This is a genomic window from Bacillus sp. BSL6 (genome assembly GCF_052928345.1).
Window position 1 is genome coordinate 198,251 of the sequence record NZ_JAVGCW010000002.1, and the last position, 22,410, is coordinate 220,660.

The 22,410-nt window shown below is 36.1% G+C and carries 26 protein-coding genes; 1 reads left to right on the forward strand and 25 read right to left on the reverse strand.

Annotation, left to right across the window (positions count from 1 at the left end):
• From mgsA to RCJ96_RS07175, 3 genes are read right to left on the reverse strand one after another with little or no spacing between them, the layout of a single operon-like run.
• Positions 1–396, reverse strand: a complete 396-nt coding sequence (gene mgsA, locus RCJ96_RS07165) for a methylglyoxal synthase (RefSeq protein ID WP_000684765.1) — start codon at positions 394–396, stop codon at positions 1–3.
• A gap of 14 nt (positions 397–410) precedes the next feature.
• Entirely contained in the window at positions 411–1,211 is an 801-nt protein-coding gene (dapB, locus tag RCJ96_RS07170; protein ID WP_074610152.1) for a dihydrodipicolinate reductase, read from the reverse strand.
• 8 nt (positions 1,212–1,219) lie between these two features.
• Positions 1,220–1,561, reverse strand: coding sequence for a nucleotide pyrophosphohydrolase (locus RCJ96_RS07175; protein WP_002108639.1), 342 nt, complete (start codon positions 1,559–1,561; stop codon positions 1,220–1,222).
• Between the two features lie 269 nt (positions 1,562–1,830).
• Between RCJ96_RS07175 and RCJ96_RS07180 the strand changes: the two genes are divergently transcribed.
• Entirely contained in the window at positions 1,831–2,712 is an 882-nt protein-coding gene (locus RCJ96_RS07180) for a YitT family protein (protein ID WP_000203305.1), read from the forward strand.
• 28 nt (positions 2,713–2,740) lie between these two features.
• On the opposite strand, the gene RCJ96_RS07185 is transcribed toward RCJ96_RS07180, so the two are convergent.
• The 22 genes from RCJ96_RS07185 to RCJ96_RS07290 all read right to left on the reverse strand — a co-directional run bounded on the left by RCJ96_RS07185 (position 2,741) and on the right by RCJ96_RS07290 (position 22,391).
• Positions 2,741–3,382 (reverse strand): uracil-DNA glycosylase, encoded by a 642-nt coding sequence (locus tag RCJ96_RS07185; protein WP_074610150.1) that lies wholly within the window; start codon positions 3,380–3,382, stop codon positions 2,741–2,743.
• 100 nt (positions 3,383–3,482) lie between these two features.
• Positions 3,483–4,163, reverse strand: a complete 681-nt coding sequence (locus RCJ96_RS07190; protein WP_000499536.1) for a zinc metallopeptidase — start codon at positions 4,161–4,163, stop codon at positions 3,483–3,485.
• Positions 4,164–4,267: 104 nt separating this feature from the next.
• On the reverse strand, positions 4,268–5,056 hold the full coding sequence (gene ypjB, locus RCJ96_RS07195) for a sporulation protein YpjB (protein WP_446699749.1): 789 nt from the start codon (positions 5,054–5,056) through the stop codon (positions 4,268–4,270).
• Positions 5,057–5,163: 107 nt separating this feature from the next.
• A complete protein-coding gene (lit, locus tag RCJ96_RS07200; RefSeq protein WP_000742534.1) occupies positions 5,164–5,850 on the reverse strand; it encodes a lipoprotein intramolecular transacylase Lit in 687 nt (228 codons plus the stop codon).
• A gap of 24 nt (positions 5,851–5,874) precedes the next feature.
• The gene (locus tag RCJ96_RS07205) at positions 5,875–6,465 is read right to left on the reverse strand and encodes a DUF1405 domain-containing protein (RefSeq protein ID WP_416504188.1); all 591 of its coding nucleotides are present in this window, start codon (positions 6,463–6,465) and stop codon (positions 5,875–5,877) included.
• 112 nt (positions 6,466–6,577) lie between these two features.
• On the reverse strand, positions 6,578–7,345 hold the full coding sequence (gene qcrC / locus RCJ96_RS07210; protein ID WP_000554606.1) for a menaquinol-cytochrome c reductase cytochrome b/c subunit: 768 nt from the start codon (positions 7,343–7,345) through the stop codon (positions 6,578–6,580).
• Positions 7,346–7,388: 43 nt separating this feature from the next.
• Positions 7,389–8,063 (reverse strand): menaquinol-cytochrome c reductase cytochrome b subunit, encoded by a 675-nt coding sequence (gene qcrB / locus RCJ96_RS07215; RefSeq protein ID WP_000932700.1) that lies wholly within the window; start codon positions 8,061–8,063, stop codon positions 7,389–7,391.
• Entirely contained in the window at positions 8,064–8,576 is a 513-nt protein-coding gene (gene qcrA / locus RCJ96_RS07220; RefSeq protein ID WP_001290418.1) for a menaquinol-cytochrome c reductase iron-sulfur subunit, read from the reverse strand.
• 140 nt (positions 8,577–8,716) lie between these two features.
• The gene (locus tag RCJ96_RS07225) at positions 8,717–9,175 is read right to left on the reverse strand and encodes a YpiF family protein (RefSeq protein ID WP_416504189.1); all 459 of its coding nucleotides are present in this window, start codon (positions 9,173–9,175) and stop codon (positions 8,717–8,719) included.
• Positions 9,176–9,328: 153 nt separating this feature from the next.
• Complete coding sequence (locus RCJ96_RS07230) at positions 9,329–9,865, reverse strand: ReoY family proteolytic degradation factor (RefSeq protein ID WP_001095923.1); 537 nt, start codon at positions 9,863–9,865, stop codon at positions 9,329–9,331.
• A gap of 73 nt (positions 9,866–9,938) precedes the next feature.
• Entirely contained in the window at positions 9,939–11,201 is a 1,263-nt protein-coding gene (locus RCJ96_RS07235) for a tetratricopeptide repeat protein (RefSeq protein WP_001168676.1), read from the reverse strand.
• Between the two features lie 462 nt (positions 11,202–11,663).
• Entirely contained in the window at positions 11,664–12,776 is a 1,113-nt protein-coding gene (gene hisC, locus RCJ96_RS07240) for a histidinol-phosphate transaminase (protein WP_416504190.1), read from the reverse strand.
• Between the two features lie 120 nt (positions 12,777–12,896).
• Positions 12,897–13,982: a 3-dehydroquinate synthase gene (gene aroB, locus RCJ96_RS07245; RefSeq protein WP_076867515.1), complete on the reverse strand. Its 1,086-nt coding sequence runs from the start codon at positions 13,980–13,982 to the stop codon at positions 12,897–12,899.
• Entirely contained in the window at positions 13,982–15,154 is a 1,173-nt protein-coding gene (aroC, locus tag RCJ96_RS07250; RefSeq protein WP_446699750.1) for a chorismate synthase, read from the reverse strand. The genes aroB and aroC overlap by 1 nt, the downstream gene beginning before the upstream one ends.
• 270 nt (positions 15,155–15,424) lie before the next feature.
• Complete coding sequence (gene ndk, locus RCJ96_RS07255; RefSeq protein ID WP_000415885.1) at positions 15,425–15,871, reverse strand: nucleoside-diphosphate kinase; 447 nt, start codon at positions 15,869–15,871, stop codon at positions 15,425–15,427.
• 124 nt (positions 15,872–15,995) lie between these two features.
• Positions 15,996–16,958, reverse strand: coding sequence for a heptaprenyl diphosphate synthase component II (gene hepT / locus RCJ96_RS07260; RefSeq protein ID WP_270794553.1), 963 nt, complete (start codon positions 16,956–16,958; stop codon positions 15,996–15,998).
• Between the two features lie 31 nt (positions 16,959–16,989).
• Positions 16,990–17,703, reverse strand: a complete 714-nt coding sequence (gene menG, locus RCJ96_RS07265) for a 2-heptaprenyl-1,4-naphthoquinone methyltransferase (protein ID WP_001187667.1) — start codon at positions 17,701–17,703, stop codon at positions 16,990–16,992.
• 29 nt (positions 17,704–17,732) lie between these two features.
• A complete protein-coding gene (locus tag RCJ96_RS07270; RefSeq protein WP_446699751.1) occupies positions 17,733–18,482 on the reverse strand; it encodes a heptaprenyl diphosphate synthase component 1 in 750 nt (249 codons plus the stop codon).
• A 214-nt stretch (positions 18,483–18,696) separates the two neighbouring features.
• Positions 18,697–19,266: a GTP cyclohydrolase I FolE gene (gene folE / locus RCJ96_RS07275; RefSeq protein WP_001151482.1), complete on the reverse strand. Its 570-nt coding sequence runs from the start codon at positions 19,264–19,266 to the stop codon at positions 18,697–18,699.
• A gap of 120 nt (positions 19,267–19,386) precedes the next feature.
• Positions 19,387–19,659 carry an HU family DNA-binding protein gene (locus RCJ96_RS07280; protein WP_001043860.1) on the reverse strand — a complete coding sequence of 91 codons (273 nt, stop codon included), beginning with the start codon at positions 19,657–19,659 and terminating at the stop codon, positions 19,387–19,389.
• A 297-nt stretch (positions 19,660–19,956) separates the two neighbouring features.
• Positions 19,957–21,435: a stage IV sporulation protein A gene (gene spoIVA, locus RCJ96_RS07285; protein WP_000416519.1), complete on the reverse strand. Its 1,479-nt coding sequence runs from the start codon at positions 21,433–21,435 to the stop codon at positions 19,957–19,959.
• 242 nt (positions 21,436–21,677) lie between these two features.
• Complete coding sequence (locus RCJ96_RS07290) at positions 21,678–22,391, reverse strand: hypothetical protein (protein ID WP_000755473.1); 714 nt, start codon at positions 22,389–22,391, stop codon at positions 21,678–21,680.
• Positions 22,392–22,410 lie beyond the last annotated feature (19 nt).

Consider the following 22,410-nt stretch of genomic DNA (forward strand, 5'->3'; position numbering starts at 1 on the left):
TCATTTTCTTAACTTGCGGTAATCTAAATCTCCTCGCTCTAATGCGTGCATTAACATTTCAGCACTTGCCATATTCGTTGCAAGTGGAATTGCATATACATCACATAAACGAAGCAATGCATTCACATCCGGTTCATGCGGCTGTGCTGTTAATGGATCGCGGAAGAAAATTACCATGTCTAAATCATTTTTCGCAATCATTGCACCAATTTCTTGATCGCCACCAAGAGGACCAGATTGATATCTTGTTACAACTAAACCGGTCGCTTCCATAATACGAAGCCCTGTCGTTCCTGTTGCAAATAATTCATGTTGTTCAAAAATTGGTTTATATGCGTATGCAAACGAAACCATGTCATTTTTCTTTTTGTCATGTGCGATTAAGGCAATTTTCATCCGTTGTCTCCCCTTTAGTCGATAATATTTTCTAAACCGTACACAAGATGATCTAGATTCATTACTGTCTCAATTGATAGTTTTACACCAGACATAAATGATGCACGATTGAATGAATCATGACGAACTGTTAACATTTGTCCGTCTCCACCAAACATTACTTCTTGGTGTGCAATAAGTCCTGGTAAACGTACACTATGAATGTGAATGCCGTCTACGTTTGCACCACGAGCCCCTTCTAGTTGCTCTACTTCATTTGGATGACCTTGCTGCTTTGATTCACGATTTTGACGAATCAATTCTACTGTTTTTACCGCTGTACCAGATGGTGCATCTAGTTTTTGATCATGATGCAATTCAATTACTTCAACATCTTGGAAGTATTTCGCTGCCATTTGTGAGAATTTCATCATAAGAACCGCACCAATTGCAAAGTTTGGAGCGATAATTGTTCCTACTGCTTTTTCTTTCGCAGTCTCGGTTAATTGTTTTAGCTCTTCTTCTGTAAATCCAGTTGTACCAATAACAGAACGAAGTCCACGCTCAACTGCTAGTGTAACGTGTTGTTTCCCAACTTCTGGCGTTGTTAAATCTAACAACACATCTGCTTCTACTTCCTCTAAACAAGTATGTAAATCTGCGTAAATAGGTGTATCTAGCGCTGGCATTCCCGGTAAATCAGAGATTTTCTCTCCACCATGCTTATAATCCACTGCTGCTACTAAATTAAAATGTTCCGTTCTTTCCATAAGAAGAACTGCTTCATGTCCCATACGTCCTCTTGGTCCAGCGATAATTACTTTAATTTCTTTAATTTCTTTCATTATTCTTTCTCTCCCTCATCAATACGTGTCCAGCGATCTTTATCGCGAGTATTAAATTTATTCATTACAATGTTATGTGCTGTTTCTAAATCAATATTTAAACTATTTGCCATACAAATCATAACAAATAATACATCTCCAAGCTCTTCTTCAATACTACGTTCTTTTTCAGTTGTTTTCTTCGGTTTCTCACCATAATAATGATTCACCTCTCTTGCAAGCTCCCCCATTTCTTCCGTTAAACGAGCCATCATTGCAAGTGGACTGAAATAACCTTCTTTAAACTGACCAATATATGCATCAACTTCTTTCTGCATATCCTTCATCGTTTTCGCTTCCATACAATTCACCTCTAATCCTTCCTCTTTCATGTTAGCCAATTCATCGCGATTTGACAAATATTATTCCCCGCCAAACACCTATTTGCGACCCTTTTTGGGAAAGATTATAATAAAGTGAAACTTTCTTTTGCGTTTTTGGCAAAAAATCAACCAGAACCAATCGATTTTTATAGCCTTCACTATTTTCACTAGCAATTAGAAATTACTTATCATTATGTTTTACCGTTTCAGCGGAGCAATGCCATTTACATAATTAGGGGGATTTCTATATGACATCAAATTTGAAGATTCGAAATATCATTTTCATTTTAATCGGTTCCGCTATTTTTTCTTTCGGTATTGTGAATATCAATATTGAAAATCACCTTGCAGAAGGTGGATTTACTGGTATTACACTATTATTGTATTTTCTATTTAAGTTTGACCCTTCTTATTCAAACTTAATTTTAAATATCCCTATATTTTTTATTGGTTGGAAGTTACTTGGAAGAACGACATTTATATATACACTAATCGGCACATTTAGCGTATCTTTATTTCTATGGATTTTTCAGCGTTACGAAGTTCTCAACTTACATTTAAACTTACAAAATGATATGACACTCGCAGCTTTATTTGCTGGGGCATTTATTGGTATCGGTCTCGGGATCATATTTAAATACGGCGGAACTACTGGCGGTGTAGATATTATTGCGAGACTCGCTCATAAATATGTTGGCTGGAGTATGGGGAAAACGATGTTTATGTTTGATGCTATCGTCATTATCGTCTCTATCCTTACCTATTTATCATATCGCGAGGGTATGTATACGTTAGTTGCTGTTTTTATCGGGGCGAAAGTCATTGATTTTATGCAAGAAGGAGCCTATGCAGCAAAAGGAGCAACTATTATCTCCGATAAAAACGATGAAATTGCTGCTAAAATTTTATCTGAGATGGAGCGCGGAGCGACCTTTTTAAAAGCTGTTGGATCGTATACAAAAGTAGAACGGAACGTATTGTATTGCGTTGTGGCTAAAAATGAAATCGTGAAATTAAAAAATATTATTACTTCTGTAGATCCTCATGCATTTGTTGCAGTAAGTGACGTACATGATGTAGTTGGTGAAGGTTTTACGTTGGATGAAAATAAAAACCCATTACATACATAAACACAACTAGAAAAGCTAAAAAGCTTTTCTAGTTTTTTATTACGTATTGCTTAAGTTTCTCTAAATCCTCATAAATAAGCTCCAATAAGCCCCGATTATAAAAAATGGAAGCAGGATGGAAGGTCGGAAAAATATGATATTCTTTCTCTGACCATGTAAATTCTGCACTTTGCATATCCTTTAATTTTTGAATGGGCTGTTTTAATAATTGCCCGTGTACATCTGTGATTTTTTTACCTTTTCCTGTTAAACGCTGAAGACCGATATTGCCAAGCGTGACAATTAGCTTCGGATTTAGTTTCTCTAATTCATAATCTAACAAAGGTGCATGGGCAACTATTTCTCCTTGATTTGGCGTTCTATTATACTTTTTTTGTATAATAGAACCATTTCGTTCTTTTTTCTCTCGCCACTTATAAGGTCTACTCCGAACAGCACTCGTAATATATACTTCTTCCCTTGTAACGTGAATACGTTCTAAAAAACCCATTAATTGTTTTCCCGCTCTCCCGCTAAACGGAATCCCATTATGAATTTCTGTTTCACCAGGCGCTTCTCCTAACAACATAAATTTCGGATTTTCAGGGCCTTGTCCACTTAAAAAACCTTCTAATTGATAAGGAGCACTACGCTCTTTCACCTGTTTTACTAAATGGCCTGGATATTGCATTTCCCCCACCGCCTTTCCGCATTACTTCTATTATTTCTATTTGCAATACATTATATAATTCAATCCACAAAACAAAAAAGACTATCAAAATTGATAGTCTTTAGTCATCGCTACGCTGCATACCAGTATAAATTAATACGAGACGTAATAATTCAAATACCGCTACGGCTGCAGCTGCTACATATGTTAATGCTGCCGCATTTAATACTTTACGAGCTTGCCCATATTCATCTGTTGATACGATACCTAACGCTTCAATTTGTTGCATAGCACGCTTTGATGCATCAAACTCAACTGGTAATGTAACAAGTTGGAACACAACACCTGCTGCCATTAAAATGATACCTAAAAATATCATGTTGGCCATCGATGCAAAAATACCGATCATAATAAATATCCAAGAAATATTCGATCCAAAGTTCGCAACTGGCACTAACGAATGACGAATACGCATAAAGTTATAATCTTTTGCATCTTGAATTGCGTGTCCTACTTCGTGTGCTGCAACTGCTGTACCAGCAACTGAATGACCGTAATAGTTATCTGTTGATAATCGAACTGTTTTGGCAGTTGGATCATAATGGTCTGATAAATGACCTGGTGTTTCTTCTACAGCTACGTTGTATAATCCATTTTCATCTAAGATTTTCCGAGCCACTTCTGCTCCTGTCATACCTGATGTTGAATAAACTTGTGAATACTTGCTATAGGCACTACGTACTTTTGACTGTGCATACAACGGTATGATCAAAATGATCGCGAAGTAAATTAAATAAAACATCATGAACCTCCATTGAAGTTTTAATTATAGTACTTCTCATTCTATTTTCTTCTGCCACCATTGTCAATGAATAAACCTTACAATCCGAATCTTTATTTATTACATTATCTATTCTTAGAATGTACATTACTTTTTCTTTTTTCTCTCTCTCCTTTATACTTTCTCCACCCAACATAAGTTAATGTGAATAAAATAAGACCTCCAGTAATTGTCATAAACCAAATGAGAGAGGGTGCAATTTCATCTTTTTTTACTGTGTGAAATATTTTTTGCAAATCCCCTTTAATGATTCCTAATTGCATTTGCCCACCTTTTGTTTTTAACATAACGTTACGAAATTCATCCAAATAAGATAAATGGGCATTTACACGCTGCACTTCATTTTCTGGCAATGCAATCATTAAGCTTGGATAAATAATATTAAATTCATGTAAAAATGTGTTTAACGTTTGTTGAAACTGTCCCGTATCTTCTTTTTTCATCGCTTTTTCCATTTGAGAAAAGGCATACATTACTTTTCCTTCTCTTTCCATCCAAAGTGGTTGATATTTCGATACTTGCGCATCGACAGCGAGCTGCAGGGCTAACACATTATCAATTTTAACTTGTTTCCTTACATCTTCTTCCGCGAGAGATTGTTTCGCCTTGTCGTAAGCTAAAGAAATAACTCTAACTTGATCTGGCGTTACTTCCTGCTTCTTTTCATTCCCCTTTATTACAAACTGCTCCGAGAAATGTTGCAGTACTTGTACTGCTTTTTCATCTTCATTACGCTTCACTAATTGTAATGAGTCATCTAACAACCCTGTTAGTTCACTCCACTCCTCAGCATATATACGTAACGGAAACATGATAATTAGAAATGCAATCAGTCCAATTAATGTTCTCTTCATCACGGTCCCCCCTATAACTACTAGTACAAAATATGTTAATGTGGACAAGAATAGAACAGAACTGGACCGAAAAATATATTATCGTTTTACAAACAAAAAAATTCTCTTTAAACAGAGAATTTTTCTTTTGAAATCCTTTTCTTTTTTACGAAATATTTATACAAGCTATAACAAATTATGCTACCACATAAAATAAATAATAAAATAGCACACGCTGCATGCATAAAAAACTCTTCTGGTAACATTAATATAATCGGATCCGTTTCAATATCAAACATCCAATAATCATTACTGAATAAAAGCTTATGGAATAATACAAAACTCTTTTCAAAATTAATAGCAATTGGTAACACAAGCGCAATCGGAAAGATAATTGTTACAATCGATCCATGCAGTAAAAACTTTTCATTTTTCTTTTTTAATAAATACATGCCGCCTACTATTGCAATTATAATTGTCGCATACATTACATATTGTATCTTTACTAAAATATTTTTAACATCTACAAAATGAATACGGCCATTTGTAGACATATCTAATGTGGGCAACTGTAATGCACCGTCATAAAACGGAGATAAATATGTGATAAGCACATCATAATTTCTTTTAATATCATCCTTCGTCATATCTGCTAAATCTGGAATGTTTAAAAAATCAATTTCAAAATAATATAGCCATTTTCCATATACAACCGCCGTTGTTGCGAGTGCAAATATAGAAAATGCTATGCTATATGAAACAATTATCGTAATCAATCGATCCAATATTTTTGTACCACTCGTATTTTTCTTCATTTTCTCCCCCTAATGTTCTAACGATTATAAAGAAAACTGTTTTCGATTCTCACGTAAGCAATAATAATATGTCATACAAAGCACAGCAATGCTTAACCAGAACGTAAAATAACCAATTTCTCCTACAAACAAATGCATAATTCCGTATCTCGGCATTTGCCAGAACAAATAATCAATTGCATCATTATGTAATGTCCATATAGCGGCTACCGCAAAATGCCATTTTTTTATACGGTAAAACGGTGCATATAGCACTGCTTGTACTGCCATCGCAAAATGCGAAAGCATTAACATATACCCGATAAGGCCAATAGGACCTTTTACATAGATCATAACCCCATTTACAACAACAGCCCATATACCATATTTTATTAAAGTAACAATCGCTAGCGCCTCTATTAATCCCCAATTTCTCTTTATTAAAAAAGCGATTAAAACAAAGACAAAAAAGAGACTTGCCATAGGACTATCGGGTACAAACGGCCAAAATATAGGTAAAGTTTCTTTTAATTGATTTCCATACCATATAAATCCGTATATTGTACCTAATATGTTAACAACTAATAAAAATAATAATACAGAGCGTTGCCTTAACATTGCATGAAAGTAAACCAAGCTGTATGTCCAACACCTTTCATTCTTTCATCAAACTCTACTCTATTATATAGTAAACTTTCTTTCATCAAAATAAAAAGCTGACTACAATTTTTTTGTAGTCAGCTTTTTATTATTTTTTATTATACTTTGCAACGAATTCCGAAAGCTTCTTCAGTTCCTCATCTGTACCTTTAAATACACCTTTAGGCATGGAACCTTTTCCCTCTTTCGCAATTTTAGCAATTTCTTCTGGCTTCAAAGTTAAATTTTGCAGTGCTGGTGCTGCTGCGCCGCCCTGTAAATTGTCACCGTGACATGTTAAACAAGTATTTTTTTGCATTAATTTATAACCGTCATCATTTTTATCAACTGGTGCTGTTTTTACAATTGCTCCTTGTTTTTTTGCAGCTTCCCAGTCGTGGTGTGCTACAGATTCCCAAGTTAAAAAGATAATCGATGCAACTGCTAAAAGCATAAATCCCGTTGCTACAGGACGCTTCAATGGGCGTCTTTCTGGGCCTCGATCAAGAAATGGAGCTAACAGTAATGCGCCAAACGCAATCCCTGGCATAATGAACGCTCCAATTACAGTAAATGAGCCAGAAGCATAAGAATACTTTAATAACTGATACAAGAATAAGAAATACCAATCTGGAAGTGGTATATACCCAGCATCAGTTGGATCCGCCATTCTTTCAAGCGGTGACGGATGCGCCACTGTTAAACATAAATAACCGATTAAAAAAACTGCACCAACCATCCATTCTTTTAACAAGAAGTTCGGCCAAAATGCTTCTGTTTTCCCTGGGTATTCCGAATAGTCTTTTGGAATATTTGGTTTCCGAGCTACTGGTACCCGAGAATCTCCTACAAACTTCATCCCTTTGCCGCGATGCATAATCTCCCTCCTTTAGTTCTTTCCCCTTTAATTTAGCAATCTCTTATAGCGGACCGGAAATACCTTGTTTGCGAATCATGATGAAGTGGAAGGCCATTAAACCTAGAAGTGCTGCTGGTAAGAAGAAGACGTGAATAGCAAAGAAGCGAGTTAATGTTTGAGCGCCAACAATTTCGGAATGACCAGCGAGTAATGTTTTAATGTAAGGACCAATGAGCGGCGTTTGCTCTGCAATTTGAATCCCTACTTTCGTAGCAAATAACGCTTTCATATCCCACGGTAATAAATATCCGGTAAAACCAAGACCTAACATGACAAAGAAAATAAGAACACCAACAATCCAGTTTAGCTCACGAGGCTTTTTATACGCACCCTGGAAGAAAACTCTAAGTGTATGTAAAAACATCATTACAATTACGAGACTAGCACCCCAGTGGTGCATACCACGAACAATTTGCCCATATGCAACTTCATTTTGCAAATAATAAACCGATTCCCAAGCATTTTTAATATCAGGCACATAATACATCGTCAAAAACATTCCAGATAAAATTTGAATTACAGTAACGAAAAAAGTAAGTCCGCCAAAGCAATAAACGAATGCAGAAAAGTGATGTGCCGGGTTTACATGTTCAGGTACTTCATGATCAGCGATATCACGCCATATTGGTGTAATATCTAACCTTTCATCTACCCAATCATAAATTTTATTTAGCATCTACTTTGCACCCCCTCTTGGCTTCGCTTTTCCTAGGTACAGCGTTCCATCTTTCACTTTAGATTCGTATACATCAAGTGGAGCAAGGGGCGGCGTGCCTTTAATGTTTATCCCGTCTTTTGTGTAACGGCCCCCGTGACATGGACAAAAGAATTGATTCGGATGTGCTTTGTCCGAATTCCAGTTCACTGTACATCCTAAATGTTTACATACTGGAGAGAACGCAACAATGTCTCCGCTTTCATCTTTATGAACCCAAGCTGATTTTGGCTCTTCGGACTTGTACCAACCATCAACCTGCTTCACCTTAAAATCGAAACGTTTCGGCTCTGTTGTAATATCCTTTACTTGTGCAACAGCAACCATATCCGTTCCCGCTTCTTTTCTTAACACCGGATCAAGCGCAAATCGCGTCATCGGCATTAAAATACCCGCTGCCATAAAGCCTCCTACCCCTGTAAGAGTGTAATTTAAAAACTGTCTTCTTGACACACGATGTTCTTTCTCGCTCACGAAAATTTCCCCCCTCTATCAGAAATTGTCCCCTCGTGATAAATTATATAAAAAATAAAAACTAGGACACTATCATGATATAATACGCTCATGCACAGGTCAATATCATACTACTCATAATAATAAGAACTTTCTGTTTATTATTGTTTTCCCCATTTTTCTTCTAACATTACCATTATATTTTTTATATGTGCATGAATCACTTCTCTTTTCGCTTGATCACTAAATTGTTCTAACGCTAATGAAGGAAACCAAAATAAATCTCCCTGCAATTCTTGCATATCTTCTTTCCATGAAAAATCACTTGTAACATAAGTAATATGCTTAAAACCTTGCTTTTTCAAATGATTTGTCCATTCTTGCAAACGACCTTTTTCGTTTTTTTGACTTTCTACTAAATACGTAAATGCAGGTAGTAAAAGCACTCTTCCTTTATATTCTCTTTCTAGCTCCATACTCAACAATTCGATAAATTCCCCTTGTTCTACTACCGTTTTCATTTCTTTTGCTGCTGAAATTGATAAAAGTGGTATAACACCCGTATCTACATATTCTCTTGCTTGCTCAAACTGCTCCACATCTTTTACAATCCATTTCAAATGTCTTCCCTCCCCCACCTATAAATGACAGAACTTTCACTTTATATATATTAAACCATACTAAAAGAGGTAAAAAAAGAAAAACTACCTATATTAAGGTAGTTTTTCTTAAAAAGTCTGAAATTTGTAAAATTTTATGAATCCAAATGAATTCTATAACATCTTTAACTCCGCTGTTAACCTATGAAACGCTTCCTTATCTTGCTTATCCAGCGCTTCATCAATTTGCTTTAGAAGACGTTCTCTTCTAAAAGAAAATACACTTTCTTCTAAAAATCTTTCTGCAAGTAAACGATCTTTTTCATTTACTTCAATGTGCTTTGGTAAATACGGGTTTTCTTCTAATACAGCTACATAGTTGGCATTTTGAAACGATGATTTAAAATTGAGTTGAATATAAATATCCTCATCTCGATTTAAACGAATATCATGAAACGATTTTTCAGCATCTGTTGTCATAACATTTTGTTTAAAAAAGTGAAACGGTGTATCTTTTACACAATTCGCGGACATTACTAAGCCACGCGGACAATATTTTGCATGCTCTACGAAGTGGACTTTATGCATCAATTGGTCGTGACTCATTAAATAATTCAAAATCCATACACATTCACGCTGTTTCAGTTGGTAATTATTTAAAAACCATTTTACAAAATCCTTCTTCTCGTTTACAGAAACAGGGGTATTCATAGCAATTAAGTCCCTCCTCTGTCTTTCTCTTTTCTTTTTAGATTCAAGAAGCGGCATTCAGTTTCCTTCCAACTTATGAAAAATCCTCTAAATTATATAACAATTCTTCAATATGAATTTGTGTCGGGTCTAGTTGTATTAACTGAGTAAATACTTCTTTCGCCTCTTTTCGCATACCTTCTTCCAATAAGAAATAACCGTACTCTTCCAAGAAGTCTGGATGATTCTTAAAAGAAGTATATGCACTTTCATAGTGTTTTAATGCATCCGAATACATTTCTAATTGTTTTTTTGCAAATGCAAGATCCCAAAGTAGTTGTGTATCTGGTTCTCCGCTATCGATAGCACGCTCTACAACAGCAATTAGCTCTTCATACTTTTCTTGTTCCTTTAAGATATATGCATATTTTAATGTTGCACCTAAATGTCCTGGATCTAACTCAAGCGCTTTTTGAAGTACTTCCTCTGCTTCCGCAATTTTCCCTAATTTCGCCGCAATGTTCGCTAATTCTACATAAAATGGTACAGAAAGCTCATCTACTTTAATTCCTTCATGAAGTGTTTCATAGCTTTCTTGAAGCATCCCTTCTTTTTCATAGCTTTTCGCTAAATACATGTAAAGCGATGCATACTCAGGATCTAATTCTTTCAGTTCTTGCCAAGCACCAATTGCTCTTTGGTATTCTTCACCTTGGTATAACGTGAATGCATATCCAAATAATGAGTGAATATCTTTTTGTTCCTCTAAACCTGCTTCGTAGTAAGAAATCGCCTCTTCCCAATTTCCAATGGCACTTAACGTTTCTCCAAGGCGTAAGGCAATGACAACACCACCCATTACTTTATGCTCCGCTAATAGCGACTCATAATAAGTAATTGCCTTTTGTTCTTCACCTTTACTACTATATAACTCTGCTAATCCAAACGTAATAACAGGCTCGTCAGGCATCATTTCTTTCGCCTTTAATAGTTTTTGTTCTGCTACATCATCAAAACCTTGCATTTGGAATAAATCCGCAACTAGTAATAATGATTGAACATATAAATCATCATTTTCTGGAATATCATGAAGCACTTCAATCGCTTCATCTTCTTTGTCTAGATCAATATATAATTCTGCTAAAAATACAGTGAATTCACTTTCCTCTGGATACAATAAACGTAAGTCTTCTGTAATAGCTAACGCTTCATCCGTAAATCCAAGTGTATGATAATAGCGAGCGATATCATACTTCTCTTCATCATTCGCAATTTTTAATTGTTCTTTTAATAATTGTAATCCTTTTTCCGCTTCACCATTTTCAATATATGAAACAGCTTGTTCAAACTTTTGCATAAACGTCTCCTTTAATTCTAAAAAATATTCTTTTCTGTTCATTTACCCCGCTATTAACGGGCAGTAAGACCCCACCTCAAAATTCAGCTAGGGCAAAGAAGTTAGTTTTGGGGGCAACTGCCCGTAAAAGCCCGATTGGTTCAACTAATAATCAGCGGGGGATAAACATCCCCCCACTGATTAAAGTTTCACTTTATCATAAGCAACTCATTGTTAGAACGCAACCTTTAGAATGAGCATGCTTCTTCTTACAGAGTAGTTAATTGTTCAAAGGTTCGGATATGATACCGATACCTTCTTATCTTCTTCTATTGTACCGCTTTCTTTTATGACCGTGCAAATAACTTCTCCCACTAATTATCGAGCCATACAAATCGTGATTTACAGAACAACTTAATTACTAAACTTCAATTTTTTTAATGCGATAAAAAAGACTCCTCTAATAGGAGCCTTCACAATCTCTTAAGAATATGTTTCCTCTTTCTGTACTTGCTCATTTACAAGTTCTTTCAGTAACTCTATAATTTCATCATTTTCTTCTTTCAAACCGACAGTAATACGAATGCCATCATCGATACCAAATGCAGCACCAGAACGAACAATATATCCTTTTTTCATTAATCGTTCGAAAGCTTCATTACCAGTAATACCGAGTTTTAAGAAAATGAAATTTGTTTGAGATGGATAATAGAATACGTTATATTCCTTACAAAATGCGTAATATTGATGTAATCCTTCTTCATTCTTTTTCACACATTCTTGTAAAAATGCTTGATCTTCTAATGCAGCAAGTGCTACAGATTGCGCTACAGTCGATGTATTAAATGGTAACCTCGCTACTTCTAACTGCCCGATTAACTCCGTATTACTAACTGCATATCCGATACGGAAAGCAGCTAGACCATATGCTTTTGAAAACGTACGTAATACCATAAGATTTTCATACTTTTCAAGAAGTGGTAATGTTTGCGGATAGTCTTCTGCTCCCGCATATTCATAATATGCTTCGTCCATAATAACGAGCGCTGACTTAGGAACTGATTCTAAAAATGAAAGTAATTTTTGTTTTTCTACATATGTACCTGTCGGATTATTCGGATTACAAATCCATACGATCTTCGTTTTATCATCTACTTGCTCTAGCATCGCATCTAAATCATGAATGCCATCTTTAAGTGGTACTTCACGAACTTCTGCTCCTTCAATAACAGCATGGTGATGGTATTGCGAGAATGTCGGATTCGCCATTACAACATTTGTTCCTTCGTGTAGTAATGCACGGCTAATCATTTGAATGACTTCATCTAATCCACTACCAAATAGTAGTTGTTCTGCTTTTACACCTAAATGTTCCGCTACTTTTTTCCGAAGTTCAAAGGCATATCCATCTGGATAAAGGGCATATTGGCTCGCTAAAGAAGTTAATGCTTCTGTTACACGCGCTGAGCAACCGAATGGATTTTCGTTCGATGCTAATTTCACAATTTTTGATAATCCATATTCCCTTTTTACTTCTTCAATATTTTTCCCAGGCACATACGCTCTCAAAGTTAACAATTGTTCTTTTACTCTCATTTTTCTTCCCCCAGTCGTTTTATTCAATTCGATTACAATGAGGTTATAATCTCTCACTGCAATCGTTTATCTTAACCGTCACTATTACGAGGACACCTTGAAACAAGCACTCCTTAGCTCTTAAACCATATCCTTTTGAAATGCCTCTAACGCAATATGAACAGTCTCATCTGGAATAGATACGACATTCACTACCCCATATTCCTGCATAAGTACCATATGAATTGCTCCAGCATTCGCTTTCTTATCTTGTTTCATCAACCCGACGAGGCGTTCCACATTCAAATCACGTGGCATTTTTGGATAACCGTAATTTAAAAACCACTGCTTCATCTCTTCATAAGCAAGATTAACCTTGTACACTTGCTCACTTAAGAATATAGCAAATAACATTCCAACCGCCACTCCGTCACCGTGAGTAATATTTCCATATCCTAGTTCTTTTTCTAGAGCATGGCCTAACGTATGTCCAAAGTTTAAATGTGCACGTACGCCTTTTTCTGTTTCATCTTGCGCTACAATGTTTGCCTTTACAGGAATCGCCTTCGTTAATATGTGGATTAATTTCTCATCACGAAGATCTGCTAATGTTTGCACTTCTTCTTTTAGCCAATGATATAGCTTTACATCACCAATTAGAGCATGTTTTATCACTTCTGCATAACCTGAGCGCCACTCTTTTTCAGGAAGAGACTGTAAAAACGGCGTATGATATACAACTGCTTCTGGTTGATGGAATGCACCTATCATATTTTTACCTAACGGATGATTGATTGCTACTTTCCCACCTACTGCGCTATCGTGAGCTAATAAAGTCGTCGGAACTTGAACAAAGCGAATTCCACGCATAAATGACGCAGCAACAAAACCAGCTAAGTCTCCAATCATCCCGCCTCCAAGTGCGATAATTAAAGAATTTCTATCTAATTTATTTTCAAGAGCTGACGTATGAGCCGCATAGAAATTTTCAAAGGACTTCTCTTTTTCACCACTCGGTACAACGAATGAAAATACTTTTTGATCTATTTGCAACGCATCTACAACTGTCTGTAAATGTAAAGGTGCAACAGCCTCATCTGAAATAATCATAATGTTTGATACAGATGGCTGCATGTTTTGAACGATTGTTGTCAAATGTGACAACGATTCTTTTCCTACATGTACATCATATTCTTTTGATTTCGTTTGAATATGTATGTTTTCCATTAAAATCCCCTCGCATATTCATTATGTTTCTCAATATTTTCACGAATAAGGTCCATACGATCTAATCCGAATTGTTCTATTAAAGCTGTCGCTAATTCCCAAGCTACAACCGCTTCCGCAACGACACTAGCTGCTGGAACAGCACAACTATCTGAACGTTCAATACTTGCTGTAAAAGGCTCTTTCGTATCAATATCGACACTTTGAAGAGGTTTATATAGTGTAGGTATCGGTTTCATCACTCCGCGCACAACAATTGGCATTCCAGTCGTCATACCGCCTTCTAAACCACCCGCGTTATTTGTTCTTCTTGTATATCCATGCTCTTCATCCCACAAAATTTCATCATGAACTTCGCTACCCGGTCTATGTGCTGCTTCAAAACCAATTCCAATCTCGACCCCTTTAAAGGCATTAATGCTCATTATTGCGGATGCTAATTTTGCATCTAGTTTTCGATCAGAATGCACATAGCTGCCTACTCCAATTGGCATTCCTTCCACAATTACTTCCACGATGCCACCGATTGAATCACCATTTGATTTCGCATCATCAATTGCTTTTATCATTTGATTACCAGCTTCTTCATCTAAACAGCGTACAGGTGATGCTTCTGTAATACTTTTTAATTCTTCAATTGAACGATACGTAGTCTCTTTAGCCTGTACACCGCCAATTTCAATTACATGGCCTGCTACTGCAATACCAAGTTCCGCTAACACTTTTTTTGCAACCGCACCAGCAGCAACACGTACTGTCGTTTCGCGTGCCGAAGAGCGTTCCAGTACATTTCTCATATCTCTATGACCATATTTAATCGCACCATTTAAATCAGCATGTCCAGGTCTTGGTTTTGTTACTTTCCTTTTCATTTCTTTTTCTTCTTGTTCCGTTAACGGCTCTGCACCCATAATTTTTGTCCAATGTGCAAAATCACGGTTTTCAACAACAAGTGCAATTGGAGAACCTAATGTCTCTCCATGTCTAACACCACTTACAATTTGCACTTGATCTGTTTCAATTTGCATGCGTCTACCACGCCCATATCCCTTTTGCCTTCTAGCTAACTCTTCATTTATATCATCCGCTACTAATGGTAGTCCGGCTGGAACACCTTCTATAATCGTTGTAAGTTGTGGACCATGAGATTCACCAGCTGTAATATATCGCATACGTTATTCCTCTTTTCGTATATGTATTTATCTCGCTATATTAAGCAATAATTTTATCTTTCATTACTCTAAAAATATGAAAGAGTTATTCATACATCAGCCATTCGCTTATTCTCCGATAGGCCTTTACTTTACATATCAATATATCATAACAGCTCTAACTTCGTAACTAATAGAAATAAAAAAAGTGCAAGAAGAATACCCCTATTCTCCTTGCACTTTCTACTATTATCACAGTGATTAAAGCGTTTACAAATTATTTCAAAATAATTAGTAAATCCATTCATTCATTAATTTTGAGTAGTCAACTAATTCTTCTTCCTTAAAGAAAATAGCAATCTCGCGCTCTGCACTTTCTAACGAATCAGAACCATGGATAATATTTTTGGCAACAGTTACACCGAAATCTCCACGAATTGTTCCAGGAGCTGCTTCATGTGGTCTTGTTTTACCCATCATGTTACGAGCTGTATCTACTACACCTTCACCTTGCCATACCATTGCGAATACAGGACCAGATGTAATAAAGTCTACTAATTCACCAAAGAAAGGTTTTTCTGTGTGCTCAGCATAGTGTTGTCCAGCGATTTCTGGAGTGACTTGCATTAATTTTGCACCAACTAATTGAAAGCCCTTCTTCTCAAAACGAGCTACAATTTCCCCAATGAAGGCACGTTGTACACCGTCTGGTTTAACCATTAGAAATGTTTTTTCCATAAAAAATCTCTCCACTTCTGAATTATGTATGTAATTGTATATCCCCACACACATATTAACACCCTTATCACAATTGTGCAATAGTTTTGAAATAGAGAGATTATTTTATTTTTTAGAAAAAACACTAAAATTTTCGTTTTCCAATATACTTTGCTACATTTTGTAATGCATACTTTGCTTGTCCACGTGGGAGTGGTTTTATCATTTCTAATGCTTTATGTAAATAACGTTCACTAAACGCAAATGCTTTATCAATAGCAGCACTATTCTTTATAGCTTCAATAATTTCTTTCATTTCGTCCGCTGTTGTATTTTCATGTACAGATCTGATTTTCTTACAAAGGATTGGATCTTCCATAGCATATAAGGCAGGAAGCGTAATGTTTCCTTGCAATAAATCGCCCCCAGCAGGTTTTCCAAGTTTCTCTTCTGTAGAAACGAAGTCTAAAATGTCATCAATAATTTGATACGACATCCCTACGAAATAGCCATACCAAAACAGACGGCTTACCGTATCACGATTAGCGCCAGCAGCAATCGCTCCTAGTTGGCAACTTGCAGCAATTAATAAAGCGGTTTTTCGCTTTATTCTTCTTAAATATGTTCTTAAATTTTGGTCATAGTTATACTTATCTTTAATTTGTTCGATTTCACCTTTACAAACTTCTAAAATGGTATGCGATAGCGCCTGATGCGCCTCTGGAATTTCAATATTCGTTATACATTCAAGAGACTTAGCGAATAAATAGTCCCCTGTATACATTGCAATACGATCTCCCCATTTCGCATTCACAGTTGCACTACCACGTCGTAAAAACGCAGCATCAATAACATCATCGTGAACAAGAGAAGCCATATGAATAAGTTCTAACGCAACAGCTACATGCTTAATTGCATCTAACTTATAATCTCCAAATTTCCCCGCAAGCAACACAAATACAGGACGAATTCGCTTCCCACCAGCTTCAATAAGTTGTAATGCCGCCTCTTCTACTAATGGCTGTTCAGAAGCAACTGTCTTTTTTAATTCTTTTTCTATCACATTAATATCCGATCGTAAAAAAGAGTACATAAGTTGTAACTTCATATTGTTCACCTTAACCTAAAACTTCTTTTTTCTATTTTGATTCTGGTTTCATGCCTAAATGCATCGCTGCTACTCCAAAAGTAAATGGCTTCACTTGCACACGTTCAAGTCCAGCTTTTTCGAACATATTAGCCAATTCTTTCATACCTGGGAATGTACTAGCAGATTCTTGTAGCCATGAATATTCTTTATAACTTTTCGCAAATAACTTTCCAAATAACGGCATGATATATTTAAAGTATAAAATATAACCTTGTCGAAAACCAATCATTGTTGGTTGAGATGTTTCTAAACAAATTACTTTTCCACCTGGCTTTACTACACGCGTCATTTCTTTTAATACGTGCATATAATCCGGTACATTACGTAAACCAAATCCAATCGTTACATAATCAAACGTGTTATCTTCAAATGGAAGTTCCATTGCATTCCCGTGCAGAAGTTCTACTTGTTTTAATTGTAACGCCTCTACCTTTTGCTTACCAACAGATAACATATTTTCGCTGAAGTCTAAACCAACAACCTTGCCCTGTTCACCCACCGCTCCAGCTAGCGCAATTGTCCAGTCCGCTGTTCCGCAACATACATCAAGCGCTTTACTACCTGGTTTTACATCCATAATGCGCATCGTCTCTTTGCGCCACGCTTTATGTCTTTGAAAACTAATTACAGAATTCATCACATCGTATTTATCAGAGATTTTCTCAAATACATCATGTACTCTTTCTTCTTTTGATTGTTGCATGCTCGTACCTTCTTCCAATGTAAAATTGCTTATGTCTTCGATGTATCTCTTAACACAGAGTTTATTTCGCTTATATCTGTGTGATTTTCTAAAAATTGATTTTCTTTCTTCCTAAGTTTCATCATCCATCCATTCATAACTGTTTCTGCATCTGCTTTATCGTTCACAATCCCTTGAACAGCTTGAAAAACAGGTGAATGTTGTTTATTAACATGTAGTTCACATTCTTTTTGGAGACGATTTTTCCCTAGTACATATGTTATAAACGGCTTCCAATGCGCTAAATGAAAATGATCACATGTTTTTTGCAACAGTGCAGACTCAATCATTACTACACTCTCCATTATGTCATCCACCGTTTTATGCGCTTTTTGATATAACATTATTTTGTGTTCATTAATTTCTTTAATTCCTTCAGCAAGCGCACGAATTAAAACAATATCACGATTCATAGACAATAAGTAATAATATAACCCGCTATAGTAATCACCAGCAAGCACTGTTAACTGGCGACGCTTATGCGATTCATTCGCTTCTTCCCCTGCTTTATTTGATACTCTTTCATGTGTATCAAGCGCAATTTGCACAAGCATAATCGTCACTACATAATGCTCAATTTGTTCTATATGTAAATTTGCACCTTTTAAAGCACCATATAACAATGCGATTTTCTCTTCATCAATAAATGGTTCTTCAATATAGTTTATAAAATAAGGATGGCGTAATTTCACCATCAATTTCTCTCTTATACTCGCATACCCTCCGTAGATGTCACACACAAAAATCACCCTTGTTTTCTAATTCATAAAACTTATTATAACACATACACTCTATTTTCTATAACCAAAACTTGGCTACTCTTTCCAAACTTCTACCGAACTACATAACATCTTCTATTCTTTTAAGTAATCTTTCTATTCTCTCTCTGCCTCGCTAAAACTATATCATTTATTTACAAAAAAAAAAAAAAGAAAAGCAGTTTCCCACTTTTCTTTACTTCGTTTTAATAAAAGATAAAATTTCACTACGTGCTGCAGCATCATTTTCTAGCACACCACGTACTGCTGTTGTTACTGTTTTTGCACCTGGCTTTTTCACACCGCGCATCGTCATACACATATGTTCCGCTTCTACTACTACCATTACACCATGCGGCTCTAGTACTTCCATAATAGAGTTCGCTACTGTTGATGTAATACGTTCTTGCAGTTGTGGACGACGTGCAATTGTATCTACAGTACGAGCTAATTTACTTAACCCTGTCACTTTTCCGCCTTGCGGAATATATGCAACGTGAGCAACTCCATAGAATGGAACTAAATGATGCTCACACATCGAATAAAACGGTATATCTTTTACTAGTACAAGCTCCTCATGATCTTCTCCGAACACTTTGTGTAAATGTTCTTTCGGATCTTCATGCATACCTGAGAACACTTCTGCGTACATTTTTGCAACACGCTTTGGTGTATCAAGTACTCCCTCTCGATTAGGATCATCTCCAATTGCCTCTAAAATAAGGCGTACTGCATGTTCAATTTGTTCTAAATTAACTTTTGCCATCCGCTAGCCCTCCCGAAAACCTAAAAGTGATACGAACACATTCTAGCATATTTATGTTTTTAAAAGCAAAAAGAAGAGTTTCCAAAAAGGAAACTCTTCTTCCCTGTTAATATGTAAGGATTATTTAACCGCATCTTTTAACGCTTTACCAGGTTTGAATGCAGGTACTTTACTTGCAGCGATTTCAATCTCCTCACCTGTTTGTGGGTTACGACCTTTACGAGCCGCACGCTCACGAACTTCGAAGTTACCGAATCCGATCAGTTGTACTTTATCACCTTGTTTTAAAGCTTCTAAGATAGAATCAAAAACAGCGTCTACTGCTTTTGTTGCGTCCTTTTTAGAAAGGGAACTTGCTTCTGCAACAGCATTGATTAAATCTGTCTTGTTCATGCCATTCACCTCCTCCCAAAGATAAGACTGTATAATGATCATAAAATGAGTCTTACTTTCATTTGTAGGCAATTTTTGCAAATTCTATACTACAAAGATGTAGATAAATCATTATCAACGCCTATATTATACGATTCTCCTTTATAATTCAATATTTTTAAGGAAATTGTTACTCTTAAAATGTGAAAATCTGATGAAACTTGACAATTTACAACAATATATTAGATAATAGCTGTTTATTTTCCTATTCTATATGCGAAAATTAAAAAATCCCTCTACGATGAGAGGGATTTTTTCTTATAATATAATCGCAATTAATCCGCCAGATCCTTCATTAATAATTCTTTCTAGCGTTTCTTTTAATTTATATCTCGCATTTTCTGGCATTAAAGATAGTTTCGCTTGAATGCCTTCCCGAACAATAGAACTCAGTGAACGTCCAAATATATCAGAATTCCAAATTGATAATGGATCATCTTCAAAATCTTGCATTAAGTAACGAACTAGTTCTTCACTTTGTTTTTCCGTACCAATGATTGGCTCAAACGTAGACTCCACATCTACTTTAATCATATGAATAGATGGAGCTACAGCTTTTAATTTCACACCAAATCTTGAACCGTGACGAATAATTTCTGGTTCATCTAAGCTCATGTCAGCTAACGCAGGCGCCGCTACACCATATCCTGTTTGTTTGACCATACGCAGAGCATCCGCCACTTGATCGTATTCTATTTTCGCATGAGATAAATCGAGCATAAGCTTCAATAAATGATCTTTCCCTCGAATTTCTACTCCTACTACTTCTTTTAAAATTTGATCATATAATTCATCTGGTGCATATAAATCAATCTCTGCTACGCCTTGCCCCATATCAATGCCAGCTAGGCTCGCTCGATCAATAAATTCATACTGACTAAACTGCCATACGACACGGTCTACATCACGAAGACGTTTTATATCCTTGACAGTCTCTTGAACGGCTTCTTGATAACTTTGGCGTAACCAATGCCCTTCATTTAGCACCATTACCCAGCTCGGAAGGTTCACATTCACTTCTAAAACAGGGAACTCAAATAACGCCTCTCGAAGTACATTGTATACATCTGTTTCTCTTAAACTTTCAACACTCATCGCAATGACTGGGATATCATATTCTTCAGATAAGCTTTGGCGCAATTGCTCTGTATCTGGATGATACGGCTGTACAGTGTTAATGATCATAATGAAAGGTTTTCCGACTTCTTTTAGCTCATTTACGACGCGTTCTTCTGCCTCTATATAATCTCTTCTTGGAATTTCACCAATCGTTCCATCTGTTGTAATTACAACACCAATTGTTGAATGTTCTTGAATTACTTTGCGTGTTCCAATTTCTGCAGCTTCATGGAATGGAATAGGCTCTTCATACCAAGGAGTATTAATCATGCGTGGGCCATTCTCATCTTCATAGCCTTTTGCTCCTGGAACCGTATATCCGACGCAATCTACTAATCGAATATTCACTTCAAGACCTTCATCTACTTCAATAGAAACCGCTTGGTTTGGAACAAATTTCGGTTCCGTCGTCATAATTGTACGGCCAGCAGCACTTTGAGGTAGTTCATCCTGCGCCCTTTGACGGTCAGACTCATTTTCAATATTAGGAATAACTACAAGTTCCATAAATTTTTTAATGAATGTTGATTTCCCTGTTCGAACAGCTCCTACAACTCCAAAATAAATATCACCGCCTGTGCGTTCCGCAATATCTTTAAAAATATCTACCTTTTCCAAGTGATTCCCTCCCTCAATATTTTTGGGAATAATTCCACGTTTATAGTCAACTAATACCTTCTCTAACGTTGCCTATAATATCTGATATAATATAATGGTATTCTAGAAGTTCGGACAATATATCATATAATTTTGTCCAATTTCATATGACTATTAAAAAATACCTTTTGTTTGCATCGCAAGTTGTGTAACATAAAAAACCTTTCTTCTAGAACTTATTCACTAAAAGAAAGGTTCATGACTTATGATTTTAAAAAAATTGGTTCTCCATTCTTTACCGTATACGGTAAAGAATACGCAGGTACAAACGGAGAATCTTTCGAAAGTATATTTCGAATATCTTCCCCCTCCTTAAATTGCCCTTCATTTTTTTTCAACGCTTCATATAAGTCGATTCTATAATCAACATAAATTTCTCCCTTCTCATTAATTACAAAAGGAAGGCCTTTACCAGAATACGGACTTGTCACTTGCGGTACATCTTTATATCCAAGTTTTTTGAAATCTAATTCATACACACCATCTGAAATTACCTTTTTAAAAGGTGGATATTGATGTTCATCTCGATACATCCGAAGCTTTAATGATAATTCCTGAATTTGTTCAGCCATCCTAACATCAATTAACTTTACTGTTGGGTTTGTTTCAACGTCTATTAATACGTATTGATATACTCCTCCGCTTTCATAGGCATTCCCTGGTGCTTCTTGTATGTAACGCGGAGAAACCTTTTGAAAATCGATTGGATATTTTTGATAAATAGGCGTATTCATATCCCGCGTCTTAATTGGCAATATCCCATCATTTTGCTCCTTAAATGTCACAACAGCTTTTTGAACGACTTGTAGCTGATCTTCATAAGGAACAGCATTTTGTTTCATATTTTCTTTTGGATACAGACACCCTGTTAAAATGCTCATACAACAAAATATTAAAATAATATGGACTTTTTTCACTAGTAATCACCTTTTCATA